The organism is Streptomyces cyanogenus (genome assembly GCF_017526105.1).
Taxonomy (GTDB): domain Bacteria; phylum Actinomycetota; class Actinomycetes; order Streptomycetales; family Streptomycetaceae; genus Streptomyces; species Streptomyces cyanogenus.
This window is the reverse complement of record NZ_CP071839.1, coordinates 953,131-979,412: the sequence shown is the minus strand read 5'-3', so window position 1 is coordinate 979,412 and position 26,282 is coordinate 953,131. Positions and strand designations below refer to the sequence as shown.

Sequence of the window (26,282 nt, the reverse complement as noted above, 5' to 3'; positions counted from 1 at the left end):
ACGGGGGCCGGTGGCGGACCACAGGGGCGGCGCCATGGCCGCTCCCGTAGCCCGCCCCGCCGCCGGGCTCACTCGGCCGCGGCGAGCAGTCGTGCCTCGCTCTCCTCGTACAGCCGCCGGTTCTCGCGGCTCTCGGCGGCGCGGCGCCGGTGGTCCAGGCGGCTGCCCAGCCAGCCCGCCAGATAGCCGAACGGGATGGAGACCAGACCGGTGGACTGCAGCGGGAACCAGCCGAAGTCCGCGTGCGGGAAGACGGCGGAGGGCGTGCCCGAAACCGCCTTGGAGAAGGCCATCAGCACCAGGGCGCAGGCCGTGCCCCCGTAGAGGCTGGCGAGCAGGCCGGTGCGCGTGAATCCGCGCCAGAACAGCGAGTAGGTCAGCGCGGGGGCGACGGCCGATGCCCCGATGCAGATCGCCAGCGTGGTCAGCACACCGACGTCCCAGTTCTGGACCAGGACGGAGAGCAGTACGGCGACGGTCCCCACCGCCACGCTCGTCCACGCCGCCACCGTCATCTCCGTACGCGGTTCCGCCCGTTCCCGTCGCAGCGCGTGGGCGAACAGGTCGTGGGCGAGCGACGAGGCCGCGGCGAGGGTCATCCCCGCGACCGAGGACAGCAGGGTGATGAATATCGTGCCCGCCACGGCCGCGTAGAGAACCGTCGTGCTCGCGGAGCCGGCGCCGCCGCCGAGCGCACGGGACAGCATGAGCATCGACGTCCGGCCGTGCGGATCGGCCGCGGTGATGTACTGCGATCCCACCAGGGCCGCCGCGCCCGTACCCATGACGATCACGAGCAGGCAGAACGTGGTGACCGTACCGACCGCCCACGACATGGAGCGGCGCACGGCGGGCACGTCGCGTGAGGAGTACAGCCGCATCGTGATGTGCGGCAGGCAGGCCGCGCCGAGGATCACGGTGATCTGCAGGCTGGCGAAGTCCAGCCGCTGACTTGCCGAGGTGCCCAGCTGGAGCCCCTGGCTGAGGAATGCCGGGCCCGTTCCACTGCCGCGTTCGGCGGCCCGGAGCACCTCGCCGGGGCTCCAGTCGAAGCGGTTGAGGACCAGAGCGGCGACGGTGACGCTGGTGCCGAGCAGGAGCACGATCTTGATCATCTGGACGAGCGCGGTGCCCCGCATGCCGCCGATCGCCGCATAGATGATCATGAGGCTGCCGACGAGGACGATGCACACCGTCCGGGCGCCGGCCTCGTGCGACATGCCCAGGATGAAGGTGAGCAGCGAACCGGCCCCCGAGAGCTGGACGACCAGGAAGGGAAGGGTCGCCGAGAGCGTCACGACGCAGGAGGCGATGCGGACGGCCCGCCCGGGCATGGTGCGGGCCAGGACGTCGCCCATGGTGAAGCTGCCGGCGTTGCGCAGCGGCTCGGCCAGCAGGAACATCAGCAGCACCAGCGACAGGGCGGTGCTCACCGCCAGGACGTAACCGTCGTAGCCGGCGAGCGCGATGATGCCGGTGGTGCTCAGCACCGTGGCCGCGGAGATGTAGTCGCCCGCGATCGCCAGGCCGTTCTTGAGCGGGGTGAGGGAACGGTACCCGGTGTAGAAGTTCGTCAGGTCGTCGCGGTCCGGCCCCGCCATCACGCACATCAGCAGCGTGAGGGTCACCAGGGTGCTGAACAGGACCAGGACGAGTGCCTGGGTCCCCGAGCCGTAGTCGTTCATCCCGCCACTCCCGCATCCCGGACCGTCCGGACCGCGCGCTCTCGCACGGCCCGAGCCAGCGGGTCCACGGAGCGCTGCGCGCTGCGCCCGTACCAGAAGACGGCCGCGAAGGTGACGAGGAGCTGGAGGACCCCCAGGCTCATGCCCAGGCTCAGCTCCCCGGCGATCTCGGAACCCATCAGGTCCGGCGCACAGCAGGACAGCACCACGTACACCACGAACGAGCCGAGCGCGGTGAGCGTCGAGACCCGGCGCAGCACCCGGTAGGCCGAGCGCAGGTCGGCGAGGTCGGCGCCGGGCGGCTGGGCGTGCGGTGGATGCTGAGCGGCCTGCCCGTACGCGTCGTAGGGGCCGTACGCGGGGACGTCGTACTGCCAGGGATCCCGCGGAGTCCGTCCCGGCGGTGCTGGTGGCGGGTACCGGTCGTCGGGGTGTGTCATCGCATGGGCCTTCCGTGCGGCTCGGGTCCGTGGGAGGTGGGGGTGAAGCGTCGGCGGCGCACGATACCGACTGGTTGGAATGCGTGATAAGCCTGCTGAGGTCACGGAACGCGCCGAGGGCATGTGGGGAATGTCACGTGCACCGGCGTACCTACTGGTCGGTATGGTCTCGGGAGGCCGTACCGACAGGAGGCGTGATGTCCACGACCAACCGCCAGATCCGCCTGGCAGCCCGCCCCGTGGGCGACGTGAAGCCAGAAGACTGGGAGCACCGCTCCGAAGCGATCGAGGAACCCGGCCCGGGCCGGTTCGCGGGGCGGACGCGCGTCATCTCCCTGGATCCGGCCATGCGGGGCTGGCTGGACGACCGTCCTTCCTACCTGCCGCCCGTGGGCCTCGGAGAGGTGATGCGGGCCGGATCGGTCGTCGAGGTCACCGCATCGAACCACCCCGACTTCCAGCCCGGCGATCACGTGGTCGGCACCTTCGGCGTCCAGGAGTACGTGGTCTCCGACGGCCGGGGCGCGATGAAGATCGACACCTCCCTCGCCCCGCCCTCGACGTATCTCGGAGCGCTGGGCATGCCGGGCATGACCGCCTACTTCGGCCTGCTGGACGTCGGCGCGCTGCAGGACGGCGAGACCGTCGTGGTGTCCGGCGCGGCCGGCGCGGTCGGCACCGTCGCGGGCCAGATCGCGAAGGCCAAGGGCTGCCGTGTCGTGGGCATCGCCGGCGGACCGGAGAAGTGCGCCATGCTCACCGACGAGCTGGGATTCGACGCCGCGATCGACTACCGGTCCGACGACGTCAAGAAGGCGCTGCGCGAGCACGTCCCCGACGGCATCGACGTCTACTTCGACAACGTCGGAGGGGACATCCTCGACATCGCCCTCACCCGGCTGGCGATGCACGCGCGCGTCGTGATCTGCGGCGCGATCAGCCAGTACAACAACGCCACGCCGGTCAAGGGCCCCTCCAACTACCTCTCGCTGCTGGTGCGCCGCGCCCGCATGGAGGGCTTCGTCGTCTTCGACTACGCCAAGCGCTACGCGGAGGCCGCGCAGGAGATCTCCGCCTGGATCGGTGCCGGCCGCATCAAGGTCAAGGAACACGTGGTGAGGGGCACCGTCGACGACTTCCCCGCGACCCTGCAGATGCTCTTCCGCGGCGAGAACACCGGCAAGCTCGTGCTGGAGCTGGCGTGAGTGCCGCGGAGGCCCTTCGCGGAGGGCAGACGGACGGTGCCGCGCTCGCGGGCAAGGTCGCGATCGTCACCGGTGCCGCCAGCGGACTGGGCCGGGCCTCGGCGCTGGCCCTGGCGCGGGCCGGAGCGCGCGTGGTCGTCGCCGACCTCGACGCGCAGGGCGGTCGGGAGGTGGCCGACATGGTCGACGGCCAGTTCCGCGCCTGTGACGTCTCCGACCTGGACGCCAACCGCGCGCTGGTGGAGTTCACCCAGGAGTACTACGGCGGTGTGGACATCGCGCTGCTCAACGCGGGGGTGGCGACCGGGTGCGGGGTCGGCGAGGACTTCGATCCCGCACGCTACCGCCGGGCGATGGGCGCCAACCTCGACGGCGTGGTCTTCGGTACCCACGCGGTGCTGCCCGCGTTGCGGGCGCGCGGCGGAGGGTCGATCGTGGCCACCGCTTCCCTGGCGGGCCTGGCGGCGGTGCCGCTCGATCCGCTGTACGCGGCCAACAAGCACGCGGTCGTGGGACTCGCGCGTTCCCTCGGGCCGGCTCTCGCGCCGGAGAACGTGCGCTTCAACGCGGTCTGCCCCGGCTTCGCCGAGTCGCGCATCATCGACCACCTGCGCGGTCTGCTCTCCGACCAGGGGCTGCCGGTCATCCCGGCCGAGGTCGTCGCGGACACCGTGCTGCGGATCCTCACCGGTGACGGCACCGGGGAGTGCTGGTTCGTCCAGGCCGGCCGCGAGCCGGAGCCGTTCCGCTTCCGCAACGTCCCCGGTCCGGCCAGGCCCGCCGACTCGACGGCCGCGACCCCTTGACTCCGTAATGAAAGGTGCACTTCTCCACAAACTTGACTGACTCCACAAAAGGCGTAGGTTCGGTAGGGAGAAGGCAGTCGATCCCCCGAAGGGGGCCCGCATGACCCGCACGATCTCCCGGGAGTCCCTCCCGGGCGGAGCGGTCCCCGGCCACGTCGCCCCCGGGTCGTTCGAAACGGGGCCGTGGTCCCTGCCGTGGTCGCCGACCGCGTGCGGCCTGGCGCGGACCGCGGTGCGGGACGCACTGATCCGATGGGGTCTCGACGAGCTGGTCCCGGTCGCCGAACTGCTGGTCAGCGAGCTGGTGTGCAACGCCCTGCGGCACGGCACCGGCCCGCTGACCCTCACCGTCGAGCGGGGCCCGGACGTGCGCTGTGCGGTCGGTGACGGTTCGTCGCAGCCGCCGCGCCCCCTCGACGCCGGCCCCGAGGACGAGGGCGGCCGCGGACTGGCGCTCGTGGACATGCTGGCCGCACAGTGGGGCCACGAGCGCGGCCTGCCCTCGGGCAAGACCGTGTGGTTCGAGCTCTCCACCGGGGTGGCCGAGCCGGGCCCGGAACGCGGCGAGTCCGCGGACGGGCGGCACGCGGTGTGGGGCGGGAACGTCGTGGACCGCCTGCTCCCGCGGAAGGCTGAAGGGAAGAGCCAGGGGACCACCGCGGGGAAGGGCGAGGCCGCGTGACACGGGCGGCGACCGGCGAGGAGCCGATGGCTCTGGCCGCGGCACGACTGCGCGCGGCAGGCCTGCGGGTGACCGTCCAGCGCATGGCCGTACTGGCGGCGGTCTCCGAGGCCGCCGGCCACCTCGACGCCGACGCCCTGCGCGAGCGCGCCCGGCGGGTCACGGGCGGCCTGTCCCTGCAGGCCACCTACAACGTGCTGCGTGCCCTCACGGAAGCCGGTCTGGTCCGGTGCACCCACATCCCCGGTCAGCCGGCCCGTTACGAGATCGAGCACCACGACAACCACCACCACTTCGTGTGCCTGCACTGCGCCGCCATCCGTGACGTCGAGTGCACGGTGGGTGCGGCACCCTGCCTGGAACCCCGGCTGCCGGCCGAGTACGACGTCCAGGAGGCCGCCGTGACCTTCTGGGGCGTGTGCCCCGACTGCCGTGCCGGGGCGGGGTAGTTCACACACGCCGCGAGGCCGCACCTGCTGTGCGGGTTGCTCGCGGCGACTCCGGGGCGCCCGTGCCGGAGACGCCCGGCGACCGCCCGCCCGCTAGAGCTGCGCTGCCCGGGCCGGGGCCGGGTAGGGATCGCGGAAGGTGAAGGCCTGCGGCCCGGGGCCGTGTTCGCGCAGCATCGCCACCCGCTCCATCGCCTCCGCGACGGTCGGGCGGTGGCCGGCCGGGATCCACCACATGGCCTGGTGTGCCTCGGCCGAGCGGCGGAACCATTCCCGGCGGCGGCTCAGCACCCGCAGGTGATCGCTGTGGTACGTGAAGTCCCGCAGGGCTTCTACCGATTCCCAGACCGAGCAGTTGATCAGCAGCAGCGCGTCGTTCCCGTCGGGGCGGATGCCGGTCGCGTCCGCGCCCTCGTCGTCGACCAGGCGCCAGACGAACCCGGGGCTCCGGTCGGCAAGTGCGTTGATCTCCGGCTGTTGGGCGACGAAGTCGGCCAACTCGGGGCTGTCCAGCGGGGCGACGATGCGGCCGATGTTGACCTGCGCCAAGTGATGCTCAGTCATGGAGCAAGCATGGCCCGGCCGGGCTTCTATAGTCAATCGATTTCTTTTTTAGAAAGGCTCACGCAGCAGCCGCCGGGGCACGGATCCATGGCCGGCGCCCACGGCTCGGGCACCAGGCCCTCGATGAGTGCCAGGTTCATCCCGCAGATCAGGGCGGGGAACTCCGTCGCCAGCGCATGGAAGGGGCAGTTGCGCAGCCGCAGCGTCCTGCCGTCCCAGAAGGGCTCGTAACCGCGGGCCCGCAGTGCAGCCACCACGTCGTCGGCACGGGCATCCGGCTGTGCCGCGCCCGCCGCCCGCGCCGCTGCCTGCAGTTCACGGTCCAGCCCGGCGTTCTCCACCACCTCGGCGAGCAGCCGGCCGACGGCGTCGTACGACCGCGGCGGTACGGAGACGGCATGCTCCCCCTCGGCGCGCCGGTACAGCTTGGCCGGCCGCCCCGCTCCGGGGCCGGTGCGCCCGGACAGCCGCCGGAAGGACACGGTGAGCAGCCCGGCCTCGACCAGCTTGTCCAGGTGGAAGGCGGCCAGCGACCGGGAGATCCCGGCCGCCTCCGCAGCCGCGTCGCGCCCCACCTCTTCCGGGGCGGCGGCGACATATCGGTAGAGCCGGCGGCGCACGGGGTCGCTCAGCATGCCCAGCACATCGAACGTGGAGTCTTCGTCGGTCACGAAACGACTCTATGACCAACGAGGGCTCGAAAAACACGGCCGGCCGCGTACGGCACCCGCCGCTGATGGCTGGCTGCGCAGGGCACTCGCCGCTGAGCCGGCGGGTCAAGCGCGTCCGTGGGCCTCCTGCGAGCGGCGCGACAGGGAGTCGATGACCGCCGCGGCGAACAACACCCCGCCCGTGATCACCAACTGGACGGCCGTAGGGGTGTCGGTGAGCGCCATGCCCGACGAGATCGACTGGATGACCAGCATGCCGAGCACCGCGGACCAGGTCGTGCCGCGGCCTCCGAACAGGCTGGTGCCCCCGATGACGGCCGCCGCGACGGCGTTGAGCAACAGGACACCCGAGCCCGAGCCCTGGCTCACCGAGGTGATGCGCGAGGCCATGAACAGACCGCCGATCGCGGCCATGGTGCCGGACACCGCGAGCACCGTCGTCTGCACCCTGGTCACGCTGAGACTGGCACGGCGGGCCGCCTCGACACCGCCGCCGAGTGCGTAGACCTGACGTCCGTAGTGCGTGCGACGCAGCACGACGTCCAGGCCGGCCACCACCACGAGGAAGATCAGGAGGGCGAGCGGCAGGCCCTGGAACCGGTTCAGCACGTACGCCGCGGCGAACGCGATCACCGCGAGTCCCGCCGTACGTGCCGCTATGCCCCGCAGCGAGCGGTGCGGCATGCCGGCGGCCTTGCGGCGCCGCCTGTCCAGGAACGACGACAGGAAGACCAGGCCCGTGCCGAGGGCCGCCAGGCCGTAGGCGGCACCGGGGTCGGTGAAGTAGGAGCTGGTCAGCTTGGCGACGAGCCCGTTCTCGTCGAGGTTGACGGTGCCGTTCGTCCCGAGGACGGAGAGCATGACGCCGTTCCAGGTGAGCAGGCCGGCGAGGGTGACGACGAACGCCGGCACCCGGGCCTTGGCGAAGGAGTACCCCTGGACGGTTCCCGCCACGGTGCCCGTGAGGACCCCCATGACGAGGGCGAGCCAGTCCGGAACGCCGAGGTTCACGTTCAGAACGGCGAAGATCGCCGCCGCGAGGCCGCTGATCGAGCCCACCGACAGGTCGAGTTCACCGAGCAGCAGGACGAAGACCAGGCCGACCGCCATCAGGCCCGTGCCCACGATGTCCACGCTCAGGTTGGACAGGTTCCGGGGCGAGAGGAAGTTGGCGTTGAGGGACTGGAAGACGATCCAGACCACGCCGAGGACGAGGACGACGGGGAGCGAGCCCAGTTCGCCGGCGCGGAGCCTGTCCCGGACGGCGGCGGCCGACCTCTCCACGGCACGGGCGACGGCCCGCGTGCCGTGCGGCCGGGGGGTGCCTGCGGTGGGTGCGGCGGGTTCGGCCCGCGTGTGGTCCGCCATGTCGTGCATCGCTTTCACCATCCCGACTCGCGGTGGGCCGCCCGGCGCGGCTCGTTCTCCGTGGCACCGGTGATGGAGGAGATGATCTGCTCCTGGGACGCGGTGTTGACGTCGAAGAAGCCGTTGTTGCGGCCGAGCCGGAGTACCGCGGCCCGGTCCGCGAGGGCTTTGACGTCCCCCAGGTTGTGGCTGATGAGCAGGACGCCGACGCCGCGGTCCCGCAACCGGTCGACGAGGTCCAGCACCTCGGTGGTCTGCTCGAACCCCAGGGCCGCGGTCGGCTCGTCCAGCAGCAGGACCCTCGGCTCACCGAGCAGGGAGCGGGCGATGGCGACGGTCTGCCGCTGCCCGCTGGACAGGGAGACGACGGGGCCGCGCAGGTCCGGGACCCGCCTGGTCAGCCGTTCCAGCAGCTGCTGGGTGCGGCGCTCCATCTCCACCTCGTCGAGGAGTCCGAACCTGCGGATCTCCCGGCCGAGGAAGAGATTGCCGACGACGTCGAGGTTCCCGCACAGCGCGAGGTCCTGGTACACGGTGGCGATGCCGAGGTCGCGGGCGTCGTGGGGGCGTCTGATGCTGACCGGCCGGCCCTCCCACTCGATGGCGCCCTTGTCCGCGGGGGCGACCCCGGAGATCACTTTGACCAGGGTGGACTTGCCGGCCCCGTTGTCGCCGAGCAGGGCGAGGACCTGGCCGGCGTGGATCTCCAGCTCGATGTCGGTCAGCACCTCGACGACGCCGAAGCGCTTGCACACGCCGTGCAGCGCCAGCAAGGGGGGAGCCGGCACGAGAACCATCTCCTTCCCGGGACCCGTCCGGATCGGGTACCGCCGCTCAGGTCAGCCCGGCCCTGGCGCAGGCGGCCGCGAGCTGGGGGATGCAGATCTGCCGGATCGTGTACGCACCGTCCTTCACCAGGACGGGCTCGATGTCGGCGACGGTCACGGACTCCGGGGTGAGCCGCACCGCCGGAACGGCCGTCCCCTCGCTGGTTCTCACCCTGCCCGTGGCGATCCGGTCGAGGCCGGCACCGCGGGCCGCGGCCACGGCCATGGCGCTGCCCGCGGACGCCTCCGGACCGAACGGCTTGTAGACCGTCATGTACTGATCACCGGCGACGATGCGCCGCACGGCCGACAGTTCGGCGTCCTGCCCGGTGACGGGCGGCAGCGGGCGGACCTTGTTCGCCTTCAGGGCGGCGATGCTGCCGGCCGCGAGACCGTCGTTGGCGGCGTAGACCCCCTGGATGCGGCCGGCGCCGAGCGCGGAGATGGCCCCGGACATGTTCATGTTCGCGGCCTCCATGCTCCACTGGTGGGTGTCGTACGCTTTGGCGATCTTCACTTTCCCCTTGAGCACGGACAGCGCGCCCTGCTTGAACGACACCGCGTTGGGATCGGCGAGGTCGCCGTTCATCATGACGATCTGACCGTCGTGCGCCTTGTCGCCCATGGCCTTCAGCAGCGCCCTGCCCTGGAGCCTGCCGACCTCCTCGCCGTCGAAGGAGACGTATCCCGAGATCGGGCCGCTGGAGAGGCGGTCGTAGGAGATGACCGGGATACCCGCCGCGTGTGCCTTCCTGACGGAGGCGCCGAGCGCCTTGGCGTCCACGGGCACGAGCAGGATGGCGTCGACGCCCCCGGTGATCAGCGACTCCATCTGCTCCTGCTGGATCGCCACGTCGCCCCTGGCGTTGGCGTGCTCGACCTTGCAGTCGGCGCACAGCTCCTTGATCTTCTTCTCGAGCAGTGGCCTGTCCTGTGTCTCCCACCGAGCGGTCGTGGCGTCCGGCAGCAGCAGGCCGATCCTGAGCGAGTCATGGCTGTCGGAGGTGTTCCCGGCCCCGGTTCCACAGGACGCGACGGCGAGGGTCGTCGAGACCGCGGCCAGGACCGCGGCCGAGTCGCGTATGAAGGCCCTCATGGGAAGACCTCCCTCGTCCTTCCGTCGCCCGGCAGGAGAGGCCTGGTCACCCGCCGCCGGCCGGCCACGGGTGTCCGCCCTTCCACGGGTACGCGCCTCCGGCCGTCACCGGCCCCGGCGCCACCGGCTCGGGGAGTAGCGGCGCGGCCGGCGCGCGGCGGGTACCCCGCGGACGCCACGTCAGTCTGACACCGGCTGCGACGAGCCGCGAACCAGGCGGCTCGGCTCACCGACGGCGCCCTGGCGCGGGCGCGGACACCGGGCACACCGGCGGCGCGAACCCGGCGAGAGACGGCATACGGGCCGCTCTGTCCCATTAGCTCACATATGCGATTCTGGTGGAGGGTCTTCGCCCTGTCGTCGGCGCCTCGGCCTGGACGGGAGGTAGGTGCGGACATGCCTCGTGACGGCAGTGCCCGGGCCGGAGTCGCGCAGTTGCGGGCATCCGAGGCCGGCGCCCTCGGCACCGGCCCACCGTCTTCCGCTCCGGAAGCCGCCGCGAGTGCTCGTGTCCTGACGTTCGCCGGAGCGGCGCTGGCAGCGGTCTACGTGCCCGGTGGTGGTCCCGGGACGGAAACACTACGGCTGGTGGAAGCCGCGGGCTGCGCCACTCCCGAGCACGGGCTGCCGGAGCGCCTGGTCCTGACCGGTGACTCACCAGCGGCCCACGCCTTCCGCACCGGCCGGCCCCTGTGGCTGAAGCCCGCGGCACTAGCCTCCTTCTCCGAGGGCGGCCCGGCGTCCCCGAGCGCGGGGGTGTCGCTCGGCGCACTGCCCCTGGCGGCGGCGGGCACACGGCTGGGCTGCCTGGTCGTCACGGGCACCGCCGCGGACGGTTTCGACGCCGAGCAACAGCGCTTCCTGGCGCGGTACGCCGACGCGGTCGCCGGCCTGCTCCAGGCCGGCGACCCGGGGCCCGCGCCGCCGCGGCTGCTGGGCCCGGCCCTGCGCAGCCTGGGCGTCGGCTCTTTCGTCCTGATGCCGGAGAGCGGCCTGATCGAGGCCGACGAGACCCTCCTCCAGCTGGTCGGCATCCTGCCGCACACCTTCGACGGGAAGGCGGCGACGCTGCTCGCGCACGCCCTCCCGGAGGACATGCCCGGCCTCATGACGGTCCTGGAGCCGTCCACCGAGGCGTCCGGCGTCCGGGAGCTGGAGTTCCGGGTGCGCTGCCCCGGCGGCGAAATGCGCTGGCTGAGCCTGCGGTACCGGGCGCTCGGGAGCACCGGCGACCGGCCGGACCGGGTGCTGGGCGTGGTGACGGCGACCTCGGTCCTGCCCCGCAGCAGCGACGACGTCTCCCGGATCCAGTGGCTGACCGCGGCACTGGACGACGCCACGACCGTCGCCGACGTCAGCCGCGTGGTGGTCACCGCGCTCCGCGAGCCGCTCGGCGCGGACCGGATCGCGCTCGCCGAGCTGCAGGACGAGCGGCTCACGGTCACTGTGCTCGATCCGCCGGATCCCGCAGCCTGGCCGGAGGCGTGGCGTGCCGACTGGCGCTCGGACTGGCCCGATCCGGCGGTCGCCGCCCTGCCGACCCTGCAGGCGGCCCTGCGGGACGGACACGTGGGGCTGTGGCCGGCCGGCACCGCCCTCGAACCCGGACTCGCGGGCGTCGGTCCCGGCGGCCTGGCCGTCCTGCCGCTGCCCGCCAAGGGCCGGGCCGTCGGCGTGTGCCTCATCGGCTGGAACCAGCCGCACGCGTTCGCCCCCGACGAGCGGACCCTGCTGACCGCCACCGCGGCGCTGGTCGGGCAGGCCGTCAAGCGCGCGCACGCGCACGACGCCGAACAGGAGCTCGCGACGATGCTCCAGCGCAGCCTGCTGCCCCGGCGCCTTCCCGAACTGTCCGGCGGGACGGCCGTCGCCCGCTATCTGCCCGCCAGGCGCGGGCTGCAGGTGGGCGGCGACTGGTACGACGTCATCGCCCTCTCCGACGACCGGGTGGCGCTGGTCATCGGCGACGTGCAGGGACACAGTGCCGGAGCAGCGACGATCATGGGGCAGATGCGTACCGCGGTCAGGGCGTACGCGGTGGAGGGCCACCCACCGGACGTGGTCGTCTCACACGCCAACCGTCTCCTGGTCGGCATGGAGACCGACCTGTTCGCCACCTGCTGCTACGCCGAACTGGACATGGAGGAGGGGAACGTCCTGTTCGTCCGGGCGGGGCACCTCTCACCGCTGATGCGCCATCCCGACGGCAGCGCCGAGGAGGTGCGGGTCGAGGGCGCGCTGCCGCTCGGGGTCTCCGCGGACGCGGAGTTCCCCATGACCTCGGTCGCGCTGGCCCCCGGCACGCTGCTCGCCCTGGTCACCGACGGCCTGGTCGAGGCTGCCGATCTGCCCCTGGACAACGGCATGCAGCGCACCCGCACCGCGCTCGCCGCCGCGGATCCCTCGGATCCGGGGCGGGTGGCCGACGAACTCCTGGGCGACGCCGGCCGCCGCGAGGACGACGTGGCGCTGTTGCTGCTCCGCTACGACGGCATGAAGACCCGGCCCATACGCGCCGGCTGGGCGGTGTGGCGGCTGCCGGACGCCGTCATGCACGCCCGCCGTTTCACCGCGCGCACACTGCGCCGGTGGAACGTCGAAGAGGTGGCGGACGCGGTCCTGCTGGTGGTGTCCGAACTGGTCACCAACGCCCTGGTGCACACCCAGGGGCCGGTCCACGTCGACCTGGTGCTGCGCGGGGACCGGGTGCGGGTCAGTGTGAACGACTCGTCGCCGCGCGCGCCCGCCAAGCCGGTGATCGTGGACTGGGAGTCGACCGGCGGCCGGGGGCTGATGCTGGTCGAAGCGCTGTCGGAGTCCTTCGGCTCGGTGCCGGTCGCCAGCGGCAAACAGGTGTGGAGCGAGATCGTCGTACCGCACCGCGAGCCGTCCGGCACGGACCCGGGTCTCCCGGCGGACCGGGGCGGCCCGCCGTGAGGGCCCGTTCCCGGTATGTCGCCGCCGCCCTCGTCGCGGCGCTCATGACCATGTCCGCGGCCGCCTGCGGAGGGCGCGAGGAGACGCACGAGGACGGTTTCACCGTCGGCCTGCTGCTCCCGGGCCGGGTCCTGCCCCGCTGGGAGCAGTTCGACAAGCCGCTGATCGAGAAGCGGCTGAAGGAACTGTGTCCCCGCTGCCGCACGGCGTACGCCAACGCCGACAACGACCCGGCGAGACAGCGGCAGCAGATGACCTCCATGATCACCAAGGGGGTCAGGGTCCTGATCCTCGACGCCGCCGACCCCAAAGTCCTGCGTTCCTCGATCGAGGAGGCCCACCAGGCGGGCGTACCCGTCGTCGCGTACGACCGGCTTGCCGAGGGCCCGATCTCGGGCTTCGTCAGCTTCGACGGTGCGCAGGTCGGCCGGCTCCAGGCCGAGTACCTCCTGCGGGCCATGGGCGACAGGGCGCACGGCGGGAACGTGGTCATGATGAACGGCGATCCGACCGACCGGAACGCGGCGTGGTTCAAGAAGGGGGCGTTGTCCGTCCTCACCGGCAAGGTGAAGATCGACAGGTCCTACGACACCCAGGGCTGGAGCACGGAGAACGCCCACGCCAACATGTCCGCGGCCCTCGCGGCCCAGAACCCGGAACGGATCGACGGCGTCCTGGCCGTCAACGACGCCGTGGCCGCGGGCGTCATCTCCGCCTTCAAGGGCGCCCATGTCCGCACACTGCCCCCCGTCACCGGCCAGGACGCCGACCTCGACGCCGTACGACGCATCGTCAAGGGCGAGCAGTACATGACCGTCTACAAACCCTTCCGGGCCGAAGCCGACGCAGCCGCCGCGATGGCCGTCACCCTGGGACGGGGCGGCGATCCGCGCAAGCTCGCCACGACGGTGATCGACAGTCCCACCACGAAGCACATCCCGTCCGTGCTGCTCACTCCGCGCGCGGTGACCGCCGGCACCATCGAGCAGACCCTCGTGAAGGACGGCGTGTACACCCTCGACCGGATCTGCACCCGGCAACTCCAGGGACTGCCGCCCTGCCCAGGGAGCCGTGCACCCGTCGGCTCGCAGGCCCGGGACCGGCCCGCTTCCCGCAACGGTGGCGATGTCCGTTCCGCACCTCGCCCTTGAAGCCTCCGTCGAAGCGGAAGCAGCACGGCCGCCGCAGGCCGCCGGCCTTCGTTCTTCTGCTGAATGGCCTACCTGAGTGCCCTTCAGCAGGCGCAGACCCTCCGTCCCGCCTACCGTCACCAGAGGAAATCCCTTGATCGTTCCGTGCTGAGAGGCGAAAGCCTCTCGAAGGGTTCGACAAGGGCTCGACAACGCAGCGACACCGCCATCGGAGAAGAAGCGGGCGGGACGTCAGGAGGTAGGCAATGGTGACGCTGGAGCGCCGGACACGGAGAAGGGCCCGTCGCACCGTCGGGGCCTGCGTACTCACTGCGGGGTGTGTCCTCGCAAGCTGTGTGCCGTCGGCCGCGGCGAGTTCGCACGAGAACGTGTCCGGCCTGTGTGCGACAACGCCCTACCCTCCATCGCAGAGCACTCCGCCCCCGGTCCTGTCGGGCCCCGACGTGTGGAGTTTCGTCTCCGAGCCGGGCCTTCACCCCATGGGGGTGAAGGTGACCACGAACAGACCGGGAACGGCTCGCGGGGACATCTTCGTCGCCCCGTTCAGCGCGGACCAGATGATCGGCCAGACCGGGGCGCTGATCAACGACAACGCAGGCGATCCCGTCTGGTTCCGCCCGCTGCCCTCCACCAACCTCCAGAACGCCGACTTCAAGGTCCAGACCTACTACGACACACGCCGGCACCGGGCACAGCCGGTGCTGACATGGTGGCAGGGGACCCTCGCTCTTCCCCCCGCCTACACGAACCTGCCGGCCGGTGCACCGGAACCAGGCGGGTGCTACTACATCTACGACCAGCAGTACCGCCTGCTCAAGACGGTCTTCGCACATCACGGCTACTACCCGGACGAGCACGAATTCACCCTGACCGACAGGGGCACCGCACTGTTCCTCGCCTCCAAACCGGTACCCATGGACCTCACGCGCTACGGGGGCCCGAAAGACGGAGCCATCCTGAACAGCGAGGTCCAGGAGGTGGACCTCGCCACGGGTAGACTCCTCTACTCGTGGAACGCGCTGGACCACGTCGACCCTGCCGATTCCGAGGAACCTGCCTCGAACGCGTCGTCCTCCGGCGGGGTGTGGGACGCCTTCCACGTCAACTCGGTCGACGAGGGCCCCGATGGCCAACTGCTGGTCTCCTTCCGGAACATGTGGGCCATCTACGACGTCTCCAGGCCGTCCGGGGACATCCGCTGGCAACTGGGAGGCAAGAAGAGCGACTTCAGCTTCGGCCCGAACGCCGACTTCTACTGGCAGCACGACGCCCGATTCCGGCCGGGAAACCGGATCAGCATGTTCGACGACGGCTGCTGCGAACTGCCCGACGGCGCACCCGAGCAGCAGTCGCACGGTCTGATCCTCAACCTTGACTTCCGCAACCACAGGGCGACCGCGGTGAAGACCTACTACCACGAGCCGCCGCTGTACTCGCCGACGCAGGGAAACACCCAGGCCCTTCCCAACGGCAACGAATTCATCGGGTGGGGCCAGAGCCCGTACTACTCGGAGTACGCGGGGGCGGGCAACACCGAGGGAAACGGTTCACGGAACCTGCTCTACGACGCGAAGCTGCCGGGCTCCAACATCTCGTACCGAGCGTTTCGCAACGAATGGATCGGCACGCCGTATTACCCGCCGAGTGTCGCGGTCCGGCGCAGTGGCCGGGGCAGCGTCGTCTACGCTTCCTGGAACGGATCGACGCAGACAAGAGCGTGGCAGGTGCTCGCCGGACCGAATGCCGACTCCTTGTCGGTGGTCGTCAAGCGCGCCGAACGGTCCGGGTTCGAGACGGCGGTGAGAACGGGCAGTCCAGGACCGTACTTCCAGGTGCGGGCACTGGACGCGGCCGGGAAGGTCCTCAGGGCCTCCCGCATCGTCAAACTGTCCAGGTGAGCCGCCACAGGGTCAGCGGACCGGTCGGTGACGATCCTGCCGTCCGCGGCCGTCCGCCCCTGGCAGACCAGCACCGCCGGCCGGCTCGCCGCACGCCCAGCCGCGTTCGGGGAGCCGCATTCAACACCGCGTCCTCAGGGCCGTGACCGCCGTCAGTGTGCCACGCGGGTGTCCCCCGCCCCGGCCGTGCCGGGTTCCCGCAGGGGCGGTGAGAACACCACTCGGTACGCGTCCGAGGGTGCTGTCGGGCGCATGGTCGCCGGGCCGCGGGTGCTACTTGGACGGCGAGCCGTTCAGGGTGGACCGGAACAGGGCGATCTGGTCCTTCACCCAGGGATCGAACACCGTCGCAGTCCCGCTCGACGGGGGAAGGAACATCGCCACCTGGTCGGCGATCCACGGATCCGTGGGCCGGTGCGCGGTCCGCCGGCCGTCGGTGCCCTGCCCGGTCTCCACGGCGGTGCTCCGGACCACGGGGTGCTCGCTCCCCTGAGGAGCAACCGCCACGGCCGAGCCGCCACCGGCCAGGGCGGCGCCTGCGGCGATGAGGGCGGTGACACCTGCGAACGCTGTACGGCGGGTGAGCATCATGCTTCATCTCCTTGCTCGGTCCGCCGTCCCTGTGGTGATCACGCCACAGTGCGTGACCGCTTGCCAGGGGCGGCGCGGAAGCATCCGGTGGCCACGCCTACCCAGCCGTCCACCTGCCATACGCACGCCCTGCTATCGGCACCGCGGCCGTCCACCGGCTGGTGCATAGGGTGATCAGCTCGGGGCAGACGACCCCTTGGAGTGCGCATCCACCGTTCCCGGCCGTGCGAGCGTCCGGCGAGTGCGCGCTCAGGAACGTCGCGGGCCCTGCGGAACGGCCCGCCTTTCGAAAGGGTTGTTGCTGTGTTGCTGCCTGCGGAGAAGGAACTACGCGCGGTACTGGCCCGCTTCGCCGACGCCCGCTTTCACCATGACCTGCAGCCGACCGGTCGCTCCAGCCGGGAGTTGGAGGACGCCTCGTACACGCTGTGCGTCATGACCGGCACCGGGTCGGTGGACGAGGCGCTCGTCGCCGCCGACGCCCTCCTGGAACGACTGCGAGCGGACCGCACCGCGGCCCCCAGGACGACGCAGACTCTGGCTGCCTGACAGCAGGCCTGCGCGCGGTCTCCGCGCCCCACCGGCACGCTACGGCGTCGCGGGTCCAGGCCCGGACGGCCGGCCTGCCCGTGGTGCCGAGGCCGAGGTGGGGCGTGTCGGAGTCGGTGGTGTCGCGCCGCCCGAGTCCCGAAGGAAATGGCCTAGGCACGGAGGAAGTCGATGAGTGCCTCGTTCACCTCGTGCGGGCGTTCCTGCTGTGTCCAGTGTCCGCACCCGGTCAGCTTCAGGGGCGCACGCCACAGGTGGGGCATGAGGTCGGGGAGTTTCGCGATGAGTTCGGGGGTGCCGGGGAAGGCGGGGACGACGTCACGGTCGCCGTAGACGTACAGGGCGCGCGGGGTGACGACGGCGCCGTGCCAGGCGGCGGTCAGTTCCCAGTTGCGGTCGAGGTTGCGGTACCAGTTGAGCGCCCCGGTGAAGCCCTTGGAGAAGCTCTCGGTGAGCGCGTCCAGATCCTCCTCGGTGAACCAGTCCGGCAGCACCTCGGGGTCCGGCATGGTCGCGAGCCAGCCCCGTTCCGGGTCGACCAGCGGCTGCTTGCCCGTGCCGGCGTCCGGAGAGTCTCCGGAACCCCAGAAGAAGATCTTCCGCAGAGTGGTGCGGGGGTCCTTCCCCAACTCGACGTCGGCGACGCCGGGACGGCTGAAGTAGTTCCAGTAGAAGCGGCCGTCGAACCTCTTGGCCATGGTGGCCAGCGGAGGCTGTGTTCCGCGGAAGGGCGGCGGCACGCTCAGGCCGGCCACCCCGAGCACCAGGTCGGGGCGGAGCAGTGCGGTGTGCCAGGCGACCGGCGCGCCCCAGTCGTGCCCGACGACGTACGCCTTCTCCTCGCCGAGGGCGTGGATCAGTCCGACGACGTCGCCGACCAGATGGAGGATGGTGTACGCGTCGACGTCCTCGGGATGGTCGCTCCGTCCGTAGCCGCGCTGGTCGGGGGCGACCACCCGGAAGCCCGCGTCGGCCAGCGGGCCGAACTGGTGCTGCCAGGAGTGCCAGGACTCGGGGAAGCCGTGCAGGAGCACCACCAGGGGGCCGCTGCCCTGCTCGGCGATGTGCAGTCGAACGCCGTTCACGTCGACCATGCGATGTTCAACCATGTGCACGAGCGTACGCGCGATGATCTTCGGACGGCGGCAGCGCTCCCGGGCCTGTCGCGGCGCCGCCTCGTTTCCCCTGACCCGCCCGCACAGGAAGAGGCGCCGTTCAGTAGACGTCCCGGACGTAGCGTTTGTCCGTGGACAGGCGCCTGACGTAGGCGGCGGCCTCGTCGGTGTCCATGCCGCCGTGGAGGGCGACGATGTCCCGGAGCGCCTCGTCGACGTCCTTGGCCATGCGTCCCGCGTCGCCGCAGACGTAGAAGTGGGCGCCGTCCCGGAGCCACTGCCACAGCCGGGGGCCGTGCTCACGCATGCGGTCCTGGACGTAGATCTTGTTGCGCTGGTCGCGGGAGAAGGCGAGGTCGAGACGGTCGAGGTGGCCGGACGCCCGGTACGCCTCCAGCTCCTCGCGGTGGTAGAAGTCGGTCGCCTGCCGCTGTTCGCCGAAGAAGAGCCAGTTGGCGCCGGTGTGGCCGCGGGCCAGGCGGTCCTCCAGGAAGCCGATGAAGGGTGCCACGCCGGTTCCGGGGCCGACCATGATCATGGGCGTGGCGGGATCGGCGGGCGGACGGAAGTGCGGTGCGCGCTGCACGAAGACCTGGACCGGGCCGTCGTCGGCGCAGTCGGCGAGGTAGGTCGAGCAGACGCCCTTGCGGTCCCGGCCGAGGTCGTTGGTGTAGCGGACGACCGAGACGGTGAGGCGGACCTCGCCGGGGTGGGCGAGCGGGCTGGAGGAGATGGAGTACAGCCGGGGCTGGAGGCGCTTGAGCACGCCGGCCCAGTCCGCGGCCAAGGCCCGGACGGGGTACGCGGCGACGACGTCGGCGGCCTGCTTGCCCCAGCTCCACTGCGCCAGGGCGTCCTTGTTGTCCGGGCGCAGCAGCCGCTTGAGGTCGTGGCTGCCGGTGCGTTCGGTCACGAACCTGAGCAGGTCGGTGGTGATGCGGGAGATGTCCAGGCGGGTGCGCAGCGCCTCTTCGAAGGGGAGGGGCGTGCCGTCGCCGAGGTCGACCGGTTCGCCGGGGTCGAGTCCGGTGAGCGCGAGCCATTCGGCGACCAGTCCGGCACTGTTGGCCGGCCACACGCCGAGTGCGTCACCGGCGTCGTAGGCGAGTTCGCCGCCGCGGGTGTCGAAGGCGAACTGCCGTACCTCCTTCCCGGAACCGGGAAGGCTCAGCAGCCTGTTGCCGATGAGCAGGGTGGCGAACGGTGACGCCTTGGTGTAGCGGGCCGGCACCTCGGCGACCCGCGGTGCGGTCGCCGAGGTGGCGGCGGCCCCGGATGTGCTCGTCCCGGCCGGGTGCGCGGGACCCTGCGGCAGGCCGTCGGCGGTGGCCAGGGCGGTCGCCACTTCGCCGAGCCACTGCCCGGCGGTCTCCTCGAAGTCGGGTTCGCAGTCGGTGCGGGGGACGAGACGGGTGGCGCCGAGTGCCGCGAGACGTTCGTCCAGCCGGCGGCCGTGGCCGCAGAAGTCGTCGTAGGCGGAGTCACCGAAGGCGAGGACCGCGTACCGGATGCCCTCCAGCCGTGGTGCGTCCGGCTCGGACAGGGCCTGCCAGAAACCGGCCCCGTTGTCGGGGGCGTCACCGTCCCCGAACGTGCTGGTGACGAGGAGGACGTCGGCGTCCGTGGCGAGGTGGGCCGGGGTCGCGTCGGCCATGGGCAGCAGCTCGGGGACCCGGCCCGACTCGGCGAGATGGGCGGCGGCCTGGGCGGCGAACTCCTCGGCGGTGCCGGTCTGGGAGGCCCACAGGACCAGCAGCCGCCGGGTCGGTACGGCCGCACCGGCGGCCGGCGCTGCCGTCTGCGCGGGCACGTCGGCGCGGGCGCGGGAGAACATGCCGGCGAGGACGCCGTCGACCCACAGGGCGCGGTCCGGCGCGAAGGGTGCGCCGGGCGGCAGCACCGGGACGCGCCCGTCGGGCGGGCTCAGGGCGAGCCCGGACAGGAAGCCGGAGAGGTAGCGGCGTTCCGGCTCCGCCAGGGGCGACGGGGCGAGGTCGGTGATGCCGAAGACCGTGGCGAGCGCCTGGACGGGGGAGTCCGCCGGTGCGGTGGCCGCGGCGACCACCAGGGGCCGGGGCTCCTGCCGGGCGCCGGGGCGGCCCTCCGGGACGGGGGCGGCCGTCCTCGCGAGGGCGACCGCGCAGACCTTGAGCTCGGGCTGGAAGGAGAGCGGGTCGACGGCGTCGTTGGTGACGGCGTTGACGCTCAGGTACTCGCCGAACAGGTCGTTCCAGTGGAACGGTGCGAAGCAGGTGCCCGGCCGGACGCGGTCGGTGACCACGGCGGGCAGTACGGCACGCCCGCGGCGCGAGGCGACCTCCAGGTGGTCGCCCTCGGCCACACCCAGCGCCCGGGCGTCCTCGGGGTGGACCTCGACGAACGGGCCGGGGTCGAGCTTGCTGAGCTTGGCGACCTTCCCGGTCTTGGTCATCGTGTGCCACTGGTGCTGGAGACGACCGGTGTTGAGGACGAAGGGGTAGTCGTCGTCGGGGAGTTCGGCGGCCGGCAGGTGCGGGCGGGCGAAGAACCGGGCGCGTCCGCTCACGGTGGGGAAGGCCAGGCGGGGACGGGTGCCGTCCTCGTGTTCCCGCAGGGTCTGGCTGACGCCGTCGTTGAGGTAGCGGATCGGGTTGCGGTCCGGGCCGTCGGCGTTCGGCGCCGGCCACTGGACGGGGGTGGCGCGCAGCCGGTCGTAGGTCACGCCGCGCAGGTCCCAGCCGGTCGCCGGGTTCCAGGCCCGCTTGAGCTCCTCGAAGACCTCCTCGGCACAGGTGTAGGTGAAGCCGTCGGCGAAGCCCATCGCGCAGGCCACCCGGGCGATCAGCTGCCAGTCGGGCAGTGCCTGGCCCGGCGGGTCGACGACTCCCGGTACGAGGGTGAGGTTCCGCTCGGAGTTGACCATCACGCCGTCGGACTCCGCCCACAGCGTGGCCGGCAGCACGACATCGGCGTACGCGTTGGTCTCGGTCTCGGCGAACACGTCCTGGGTGACGACGAGTTCGGCGGCCTCCAGACCGGCGATCACGGCCCTGCGGTTGGCGACCGAGGCGACCGGGTTGGTGCAGATGATCCAGCACGCCTTGATGTCGCCCGCGGCCATCCGCTCGAACATCTCGACCGTGCCGCGCCCCACCTCGGTCCGCAGGGTGCCCTCGGGTATGTTCCACAGGTTCTCGACGAAGGCGCGGTCGGCGTCGACCAGGACCGAGCGCTGGCCGGGCAGACCGGGGCCCATGTAGCCCATCTCGCGGCCGCCCATGGCGTTGGGCTGGCCGGTCAGCGAGAACGGGCCGGCACCGGGGCGGCACAGGGCGCCGGTGGCCAGGTGCAGGTTGACCAGGGCGTTGGTGTTCCAGGTGCCGTGCGTGGACTGGTTCAGGCCCATCGTCCAGCAGCTCATCCACGCACCGGCCTCGCCGATCCACCGCGCCGCCCGGCGCAGGTCGCTCTCGGGGATGCCGGTGATCTCCGCGACCTTCTCGGGCGGGTAGTCCGCGAGGAAGCCGGGCATCTCCTCCCAGCCCTCGGTGAACTCGGCGATGAACTCCTCGTCGGTGTGGCCGTTCGCGACCAGCAGGTGCAGCAGGCCGTTCAGCAGGGCGAGGTCGGTGCCGGGCCTGATCTGCAGGAAGAGGTCGGCCTTGGCGGCGGTGGCGGTGCGGCGCGGGTCGACGACGATCAGCCTGGCGCCCGCCGACTTCACGCGGTCCATCAGGCGCAGGAAGAGGATCGGGTGGCAGTCGGCCATGTTGGCGCCGATGACGAAGAACACGTCCGCGTGGTCGAAGTCCTGGTACGAGCCGGGCGGCCCGTCCGCGCCCAGCGACAGCTTGTAGCCGGTGCCGGCGGAGGCCATGCACAGCCGTGAGTTCGACTCGATCTGGTTGGTCCGGACGAAGCCTTTGGCCAGCTTGTTCGCCAGGTACTGCGCCTCCAGGGACATCTGTCCGGACACGTAGAAGGACAGTGCGTCCGGCCCGTGCTCGTCCAGGATCGCCCGCAGCCGTCCGGCGACTGCCGTGACGGCCTCGTCCACGTCCGTCTCGGCCGGCTGGGCCTCGCGGTCGGGGCGCACCAGGGCCTTCGCCAGCCGTCCGGGCGCGGCCATCATGTCCGCGCTCGTGGCGCCCTTGGTGCACAGGCGGCCGGCGTTCGTGGGGTGCGCCGTGTCACCGGAGGCCCGGGCCGCGATCCGCCGGCCGTCGGCAGGATCCCGGGTGATGTCGAGGACGATTCCGCAGCCGACACCGCAGTACGAGCAGACCGTACGGACACCGCCGTCCTTCGAGCCAGCCGCCACCGAACCCCCACCGCCGTACGTGTACCCGTTCCGGACCGGCCCGCGGCTGGCGGGTGGCCCCGGGACAAGCACCGTAGGAAGATCGAATTTCCGGACCGTCACACATCGGGAGCGCCCGGGGTTACGCCCCGCGCACATGTCGCGGCGACGCCGTGTGAGCCGGGAGGGGCGTCGCCGGAGCCGTTCACCTGCCGGCGCCGCCGGCCGAAGGCGCTGTCCTTCACCCCGCCCTCACCCGCCCGCTCCCGTAGGAGACCCATCGATCCCCCGGGTCCCCGAGCCGGCCCGCGTCCGCGCACCGGCGGACGGCCTCCGGACTCGGCCTCGGCAGGCGCGCGGCCCGGTCGGAGGGGCGTGACCGGGGGCGGTTGGCCGGCGTGAGCCGTCAGGAATCGCCGTGCCGTTGCGGGTCCCGGAGCAGCAGCACGGTGTTGGAGACGCCTCCCGCCGCGGTGTTCACGGGGCGTCCGGCTACGCCCGCCGCCGGCTGCCGGTACCGCAGGGTCGAGGGAGGCCGAGGATGTCGTAGCTGATCCGGGAGAGGAGCAGGCCCTCGTCCCGGCCGGCGGCGGCCCGGTGCCGGCCGATGGCGTGGACGACGAGCCCGCCCAGCGGACTGACGTGCTGCTCGTCCGGATCCCAGGCCCCGCCAGCGTGCGCCGTCGGCTGGTAGCGGTGGTCGTCCATGGGCTCGAAGGAGCTGCCCCGGGGCGCGGTCGGGCCGGGCACGTTTCGCGCCCCGTACGAAAAAGTGCACACTACACCCATAGTGTGGGCGTGAGGCGAGGGCCTGAGGCGGCACGACCTCCGGCACGCACCGCTCTCGTCGCTAGACTCGCGCGTATGCCCACGTCAGCCCCGCGCCGCAACCGATGCGAACGGCGCCGCGCACAGACCCGTCGGGCACTCGTCCGCGCGGCCCGGCGGATCCTCGCCGGGACCGGGGGCACCGGCCGCCCCGCGCAGCGCCTCGTGAACGGATCCGGACGCCCATGCACGCACTGATCCTCGGCGGTACCACGGAGGCCCGCCGTCTTGCCGAACTGCTCGACGGCACACCGGGGTTGCGGCTGACCAGTTCCCTCGCCGGACGTGTCGCCGGCCCGCGGGCCCTCCCGGGCGGGACGCGCGTCGGCGGCTTCGGCGGGGCGGAGGGGCTGACGGCGTGGCTGCGCGAGCACGGGGCCGACGCGGTCGTGGACGCCACGCACCCCTTCGCCGGGACGATCAGCTTCCACGCGGCACGGGCCGCTGCCGCCGCCCGTGTTCCCCTGCTCGCCCTGCGCCGGCCCGGCTGGGCCCCCGTCCCCGGCGACCGGTGGCACGAGGCGGAGTCGCTGGAGGAGGCCGCGCGGGCGCTGCCCGCACTCGGCCGGCGGGTGTTCCTGACCACCGGGCGCATGGGGCTGGCCGCCTTCGCGGACCTGGACACCCTGTGGTTCCTCGTCCGGTCCGTGGACGCCCCCGAGCCCCCGCACCCGGCCCGCATGCGGGTGCTGCTGGAACGGGGCCCCTTCACCCTGGACGGGGAGCGCGAACTGCTGCGGCGCCACCGCATCGACGTCGTCGTCACGAAGGACAGCGGTGGGGCGGCCACCGCGCCCAAGCTGACGGCCGCCCGGGAGGCAGGGCTGCCCGTGGTCGTGGTGCGCAGACCACCGGTTCCGCAGGGCGTGCCGGTCGTGGCCGACCCGGAGAGCGCGGCGCGCTGGGTCCGCGAGCGTCTCGCACCGGGGCCGCCGTCGAGCCGCTGACCGGAACCGCCGCTCGTACCGGCCGGGCGCGGGGGCGGACACCGCCGACGCGCCCGTACCGTCACTCCTCCTCGCTCGCGATCGCGTTGACCGCGGCGGCGGCGATGGCGCTGCCGCCGCGACGGCCGCGGACCACCAGGTGCTCCAGACCGGACGGATGCGCGGCCAGGGCGTCCTTGGACTCGGCGGCGCCCACGAACCCGACCGGGACACCGATGACGGCGGCGGGCCGGGGCCCGCCCGCCTCGATCATCTCCAGGAGGTGGAACAGGGCGGTGGGCGCGTTGCCGATGGCGACCACCGCACCCTCCAGCCGGTCCCGCCACAGCTCCACCGCGGCGGCGCTGCGCGTGGTGCCCAGCCGCGCGGCCAGCTCCGCGACGGCCGGGTCGGACAGCGTGCAGAGCACGTCGTTGCCGGCCGGCAGCCGCCTGCGGGTCACCCCGCTGGCCACCATCTGGACGTCGCAGAAGACCGGCGCCCCGGCGCGCAGGGCCGCACGGGCACGGGCCACCACCGCGGGTGTGTAGGCCAGGTCCCGGACCAGGTCGACCATCCCGCAGGCGTGGATCATGCGCACCGCGACCCGGCTGACGTCGTCGGGCAGGCCCGCGAGGTCGGCTTCCGCACGGATGGTGGCGAACGACTGGCGGTAGATGGCCGCGCCGTCCTTCTCGTAGACGTGGGTGGTCACGGTGCTCTTCTCGCTGCTCTCGGTCGTCTCGCGGCGCACGGGATGATCGCCGCCGGCACGGCGGTGAGCATACCTACCGGCACACCGGACGCAGCGGAGAGGAAGCCCGGGGACCGCCGGCGTCCGGTCACCTGCGCCACGGACCGGTCACCGCGAACGTGGTGCCGGGCGTGTAGCAGTTCACGAACATCGTCTCCCCGTCGGGGGAGAAGGTGACCCCGGCGAACTCGCCCCACTCGGGCTGCTCCGGCGTCCCGATGTTCTGGCGTCCCCGGGCCATCGCGTACACCTCGCCCTTGCGGGTGACGCCGAACACGTGCTGGGCGCCGTTGCCGTCCTCGCACACCATCAGGCCGCCGCTGGGTGCGAGGCAGATGTTGTCCGGGGACTCGCCGGGCAGCTGGACATCGGTGTCCGGGCCGAACACGACGACGAGGGTCAGCCGGCGGCGCGCCGGGTCGTAGCGCCAGATCTGGCCGTAGTGGTCGGCCGCGGAGCCGTCCGCGCTGCGGGCGAAGGACGACACGAAGTACACACAGCTGCCGCCCCAGTAGCAGCCCTCCAGCTTCTGTGCGTGGGTGATGCCGCCGGGGCCGTAGTCCTGCAACCGGGTGGGGGTGGAGACGGCCAGCGGGTCGGGTACGTCCACCCACTCGATGCCGTCGAAGCGCGCTCCGGTCTCCTGGATGGTGGACAGGTCCGGTACGCCGGGCACCCGCATCGCCTGGAGCCGGCCGCCCGCGCGGAGTGAACCGACGCCGCCCAGCGGCTGGTTGGGCAGGAAGCGGTAGAAGAGGCCGAACGGCTTCAGGAAGGCGTCCTCCGTCTCGTAGACGGTGCCGTTGCGCGGGTCGACGGCGATCGCCTCGTGCTGGAAGCGGCCCATCGCGGTGAGCGGGACAGCGCCGGTGCGGTGCGGGTCGGTGGGGTGGACCTCGAAGATGAAGCCGTGGTCCTTGGTGTAGCCGTTGGTGCCCGCCCTGTCCTCGGTCTCCTCGCAGGTCAGCCAGGTGCCCCAAGGGGTGCGGCCGCCCGCGCAGTTGACGGCCGTACCGGCGATGGCGACCCGCTCGGACAGCACGCGGTGGTCCGCGTCGAGCGTCAGGGCCGTACAGCCGCCCTTGCCCGCCGGGTCGTAGGTGAGACCGCTCACGGTCGGTACCGCAATCTGCGCGGTGACCCGGTTCTCGTGGTTGCGGACCAGGTGGGTACGGCCCCCTCGGCCGCCGAACGCGGCCATGCCGTCGTGGTTGGAGGGGACTCTGCCCTCGCCCGAACGGAGTTGGTCGCCCTCGCGGGACAGCACGGTGTAGCGGAAACCTTTCGGCAGGTCGAGCAGCCCGTTCGGATCGGGGACGAGCGAGCCGTAGCCGGTGTGGCCCAGGCTCTGCGCGGCGGCGGTGCCCGCGAAGAGCTCGGACAGGGCCCCGGTGAAGGCGATGCCCGCTCCCAAGGCGCTCGCGTGGGCCAGGACCTGACGGCGTGTTGCAGACATGCGGC

The 26,282-nt window shown here is 72.0% G+C and carries 21 protein-coding genes and 2 pseudogenes; 10 read left to right on the top strand and 13 right to left on the bottom strand.

Annotated elements, in window-relative coordinates; genetic code table 11:
- Window positions 1-68: 68 nt before the first annotated feature.
- Entirely contained in the window at window positions 69-1,685 is a 1,617-nt protein-coding gene (locus S1361_RS04435) for a sodium/solute symporter (protein ID WP_208030534.1), read from the bottom strand.
- Window positions 1,682-2,125, bottom strand: a complete 444-nt coding sequence (locus tag S1361_RS04430; protein ID WP_208030533.1) for a DUF485 domain-containing protein — start codon at window positions 2,123-2,125, stop codon at window positions 1,682-1,684. The genes S1361_RS04435 and S1361_RS04430 overlap by 4 nt, the downstream gene beginning before the upstream one ends.
- 197 nt (window positions 2,126-2,322) lie before the next feature.
- Here S1361_RS04430 and S1361_RS04425 point away from each other — a divergent pair, with 197 nt between their 5' ends.
- From S1361_RS04425 to S1361_RS04410, 4 genes are all read left to right on the top strand, one after another.
- Window positions 2,323-3,330, top strand: a complete 1,008-nt coding sequence (locus S1361_RS04425; protein WP_208030532.1) for an NADP-dependent oxidoreductase — start codon at window positions 2,323-2,325, stop codon at window positions 3,328-3,330.
- Window positions 3,327-4,136, top strand: coding sequence for an SDR family NAD(P)-dependent oxidoreductase (locus S1361_RS04420; RefSeq protein WP_208030531.1), 810 nt, complete (start codon window positions 3,327-3,329; stop codon window positions 4,134-4,136). Before S1361_RS04425 ends, S1361_RS04420 begins: the two co-directional genes overlap by 4 nt.
- A gap of 100 nt (window positions 4,137-4,236) precedes the next feature.
- Entirely contained in the window at window positions 4,237-4,818 is a 582-nt protein-coding gene (locus S1361_RS04415; protein ID WP_208030530.1) for an ATP-binding protein, read from the top strand.
- Window positions 4,815-5,267, top strand: a complete 453-nt coding sequence (locus S1361_RS04410; RefSeq protein ID WP_279577600.1) for a Fur family transcriptional regulator — start codon at window positions 4,815-4,817, stop codon at window positions 5,265-5,267. Before S1361_RS04415 ends, S1361_RS04410 begins: the two co-directional genes overlap by 4 nt.
- A 93-nt stretch (window positions 5,268-5,360) precedes the next feature.
- Here the strand turns inward: S1361_RS04410 and S1361_RS04405 are convergent, their stop codons facing one another.
- The 5 genes from S1361_RS04405 to S1361_RS04385 form a co-directional block, all read right to left on the bottom strand.
- The gene (locus tag S1361_RS04405) at window positions 5,361-5,831 is read right to left on the bottom strand and encodes a DUF3291 domain-containing protein (protein ID WP_208030529.1); all 471 of its coding nucleotides are present in this window, start codon (window positions 5,829-5,831) and stop codon (window positions 5,361-5,363) included.
- Window positions 5,832-5,863: 32 nt separating this feature from the next.
- A complete protein-coding gene (locus S1361_RS04400; protein WP_425087972.1) occupies window positions 5,864-6,466 on the bottom strand; it encodes a helix-turn-helix transcriptional regulator in 603 nt (200 codons plus the stop codon).
- Between the two features lie 141 nt (window positions 6,467-6,607).
- Window positions 6,608-7,879 (bottom strand): sugar ABC transporter permease, encoded by a 1,272-nt coding sequence (locus tag S1361_RS04395; protein ID WP_208030527.1) that lies wholly within the window; start codon window positions 7,877-7,879, stop codon window positions 6,608-6,610.
- Window positions 7,880-7,884: 5 nt separating this feature from the next.
- Window positions 7,885-8,667: an ATP-binding cassette domain-containing protein gene (locus tag S1361_RS04390; RefSeq protein WP_208030526.1), complete on the bottom strand. Its 783-nt coding sequence runs from the start codon at window positions 8,665-8,667 to the stop codon at window positions 7,885-7,887.
- A gap of 37 nt (window positions 8,668-8,704) precedes the next feature.
- The gene (locus tag S1361_RS04385; protein WP_208030525.1) at window positions 8,705-9,793 is read right to left on the bottom strand and encodes a substrate-binding domain-containing protein; all 1,089 of its coding nucleotides are present in this window, start codon (window positions 9,791-9,793) and stop codon (window positions 8,705-8,707) included.
- Between the two features lie 396 nt (window positions 9,794-10,189).
- Between S1361_RS04385 and S1361_RS04380 the strand changes: the two genes are divergently transcribed.
- The 3 genes from S1361_RS04380 to S1361_RS04370 all read left to right on the top strand — a co-directional run bounded on the left by S1361_RS04380 (window position 10,190) and on the right by S1361_RS04370 (window position 15,779).
- A complete protein-coding gene (locus S1361_RS04380) occupies window positions 10,190-12,730 on the top strand; it encodes a SpoIIE family protein phosphatase (protein WP_208030524.1) in 2,541 nt (846 codons plus the stop codon).
- Window positions 12,727-13,881, top strand: a complete 1,155-nt coding sequence (locus tag S1361_RS04375; protein ID WP_243769071.1) for a sugar ABC transporter substrate-binding protein — start codon at window positions 12,727-12,729, stop codon at window positions 13,879-13,881. Before S1361_RS04380 ends, S1361_RS04375 begins: the two co-directional genes overlap by 4 nt.
- A 491-nt stretch (window positions 13,882-14,372) precedes the next feature.
- Complete coding sequence (locus S1361_RS04370) at window positions 14,373-15,779, top strand: arylsulfotransferase family protein (protein ID WP_243769070.1); 1,407 nt, start codon at window positions 14,373-14,375, stop codon at window positions 15,777-15,779.
- A gap of 273 nt (window positions 15,780-16,052) precedes the next feature.
- On the opposite strand, the gene S1361_RS04365 is transcribed toward S1361_RS04370, so the two are convergent.
- Window positions 16,053-16,370 carry a hypothetical protein gene (locus S1361_RS04365; RefSeq protein ID WP_208030522.1) on the bottom strand — a complete coding sequence of 106 codons (318 nt, stop codon included), beginning with the start codon at window positions 16,368-16,370 and terminating at the stop codon, window positions 16,053-16,055.
- Window positions 16,371-16,673: 303 nt separating this feature from the next.
- On the opposite strand from S1361_RS04365, the gene S1361_RS04360 reads away from it, so the two are divergent.
- Complete coding sequence (locus S1361_RS04360; protein WP_208030521.1) at window positions 16,674-16,919, top strand: DUF5133 domain-containing protein; 246 nt, start codon at window positions 16,674-16,676, stop codon at window positions 16,917-16,919.
- Between the two features lie 152 nt (window positions 16,920-17,071).
- Here S1361_RS04360 and S1361_RS04355 read toward each other — a convergent pair whose 3' ends face one another.
- The 3 genes and pseudogenes from S1361_RS04355 to S1361_RS04345 all read right to left on the bottom strand — a co-directional run.
- Window positions 17,072-18,028: an alpha/beta fold hydrolase gene (locus S1361_RS04355; protein ID WP_243769069.1), complete on the bottom strand. Its 957-nt coding sequence runs from the start codon at window positions 18,026-18,028 to the stop codon at window positions 17,072-17,074.
- 106 nt (window positions 18,029-18,134) lie between these two features.
- The gene (locus S1361_RS04350) at window positions 18,135-22,334 is read right to left on the bottom strand and encodes a bifunctional nitrate reductase/sulfite reductase flavoprotein subunit alpha (RefSeq protein ID WP_243769068.1); all 4,200 of its coding nucleotides are present in this window, start codon (window positions 22,332-22,334) and stop codon (window positions 18,135-18,137) included.
- Between the two features lie 513 nt (window positions 22,335-22,847).
- Window positions 22,848-23,021: pseudogene (locus S1361_RS04345) on the bottom strand (thioesterase family protein); the annotation flags it as partial.
- Between the two features lie 156 nt (window positions 23,022-23,177).
- On the opposite strand from S1361_RS04345, the pseudogene S1361_RS38950 reads away from it, so the two are divergent.
- Together S1361_RS38950 and S1361_RS04340 are read left to right on the top strand one after the other, a co-directional pair.
- Window positions 23,178-23,306: pseudogene (locus tag S1361_RS38950) on the top strand (TetR/AcrR family transcriptional regulator); the annotation flags it as partial.
- 20 nt (window positions 23,307-23,326) lie between these two features.
- A complete protein-coding gene (locus S1361_RS04340) occupies window positions 23,327-24,088 on the top strand; it encodes a cobalt-precorrin-6A reductase (RefSeq protein ID WP_208030519.1) in 762 nt (253 codons plus the stop codon).
- A gap of 61 nt (window positions 24,089-24,149) precedes the next feature.
- On the opposite strand, the gene S1361_RS04335 is transcribed toward S1361_RS04340, so the two are convergent.
- Window positions 24,150-24,782, bottom strand: coding sequence for a precorrin-8X methylmutase (locus S1361_RS04335; protein ID WP_208036440.1), 633 nt, complete (start codon window positions 24,780-24,782; stop codon window positions 24,150-24,152).
- A gap of 127 nt (window positions 24,783-24,909) precedes the next feature.
- On the bottom strand, window positions 24,910-26,277 hold the full coding sequence (locus S1361_RS04330; RefSeq protein WP_208030518.1) for an alkaline phosphatase PhoX: 1,368 nt from the start codon (window positions 26,275-26,277) through the stop codon (window positions 24,910-24,912).
- Window positions 26,278-26,282 lie beyond the last annotated feature (5 nt).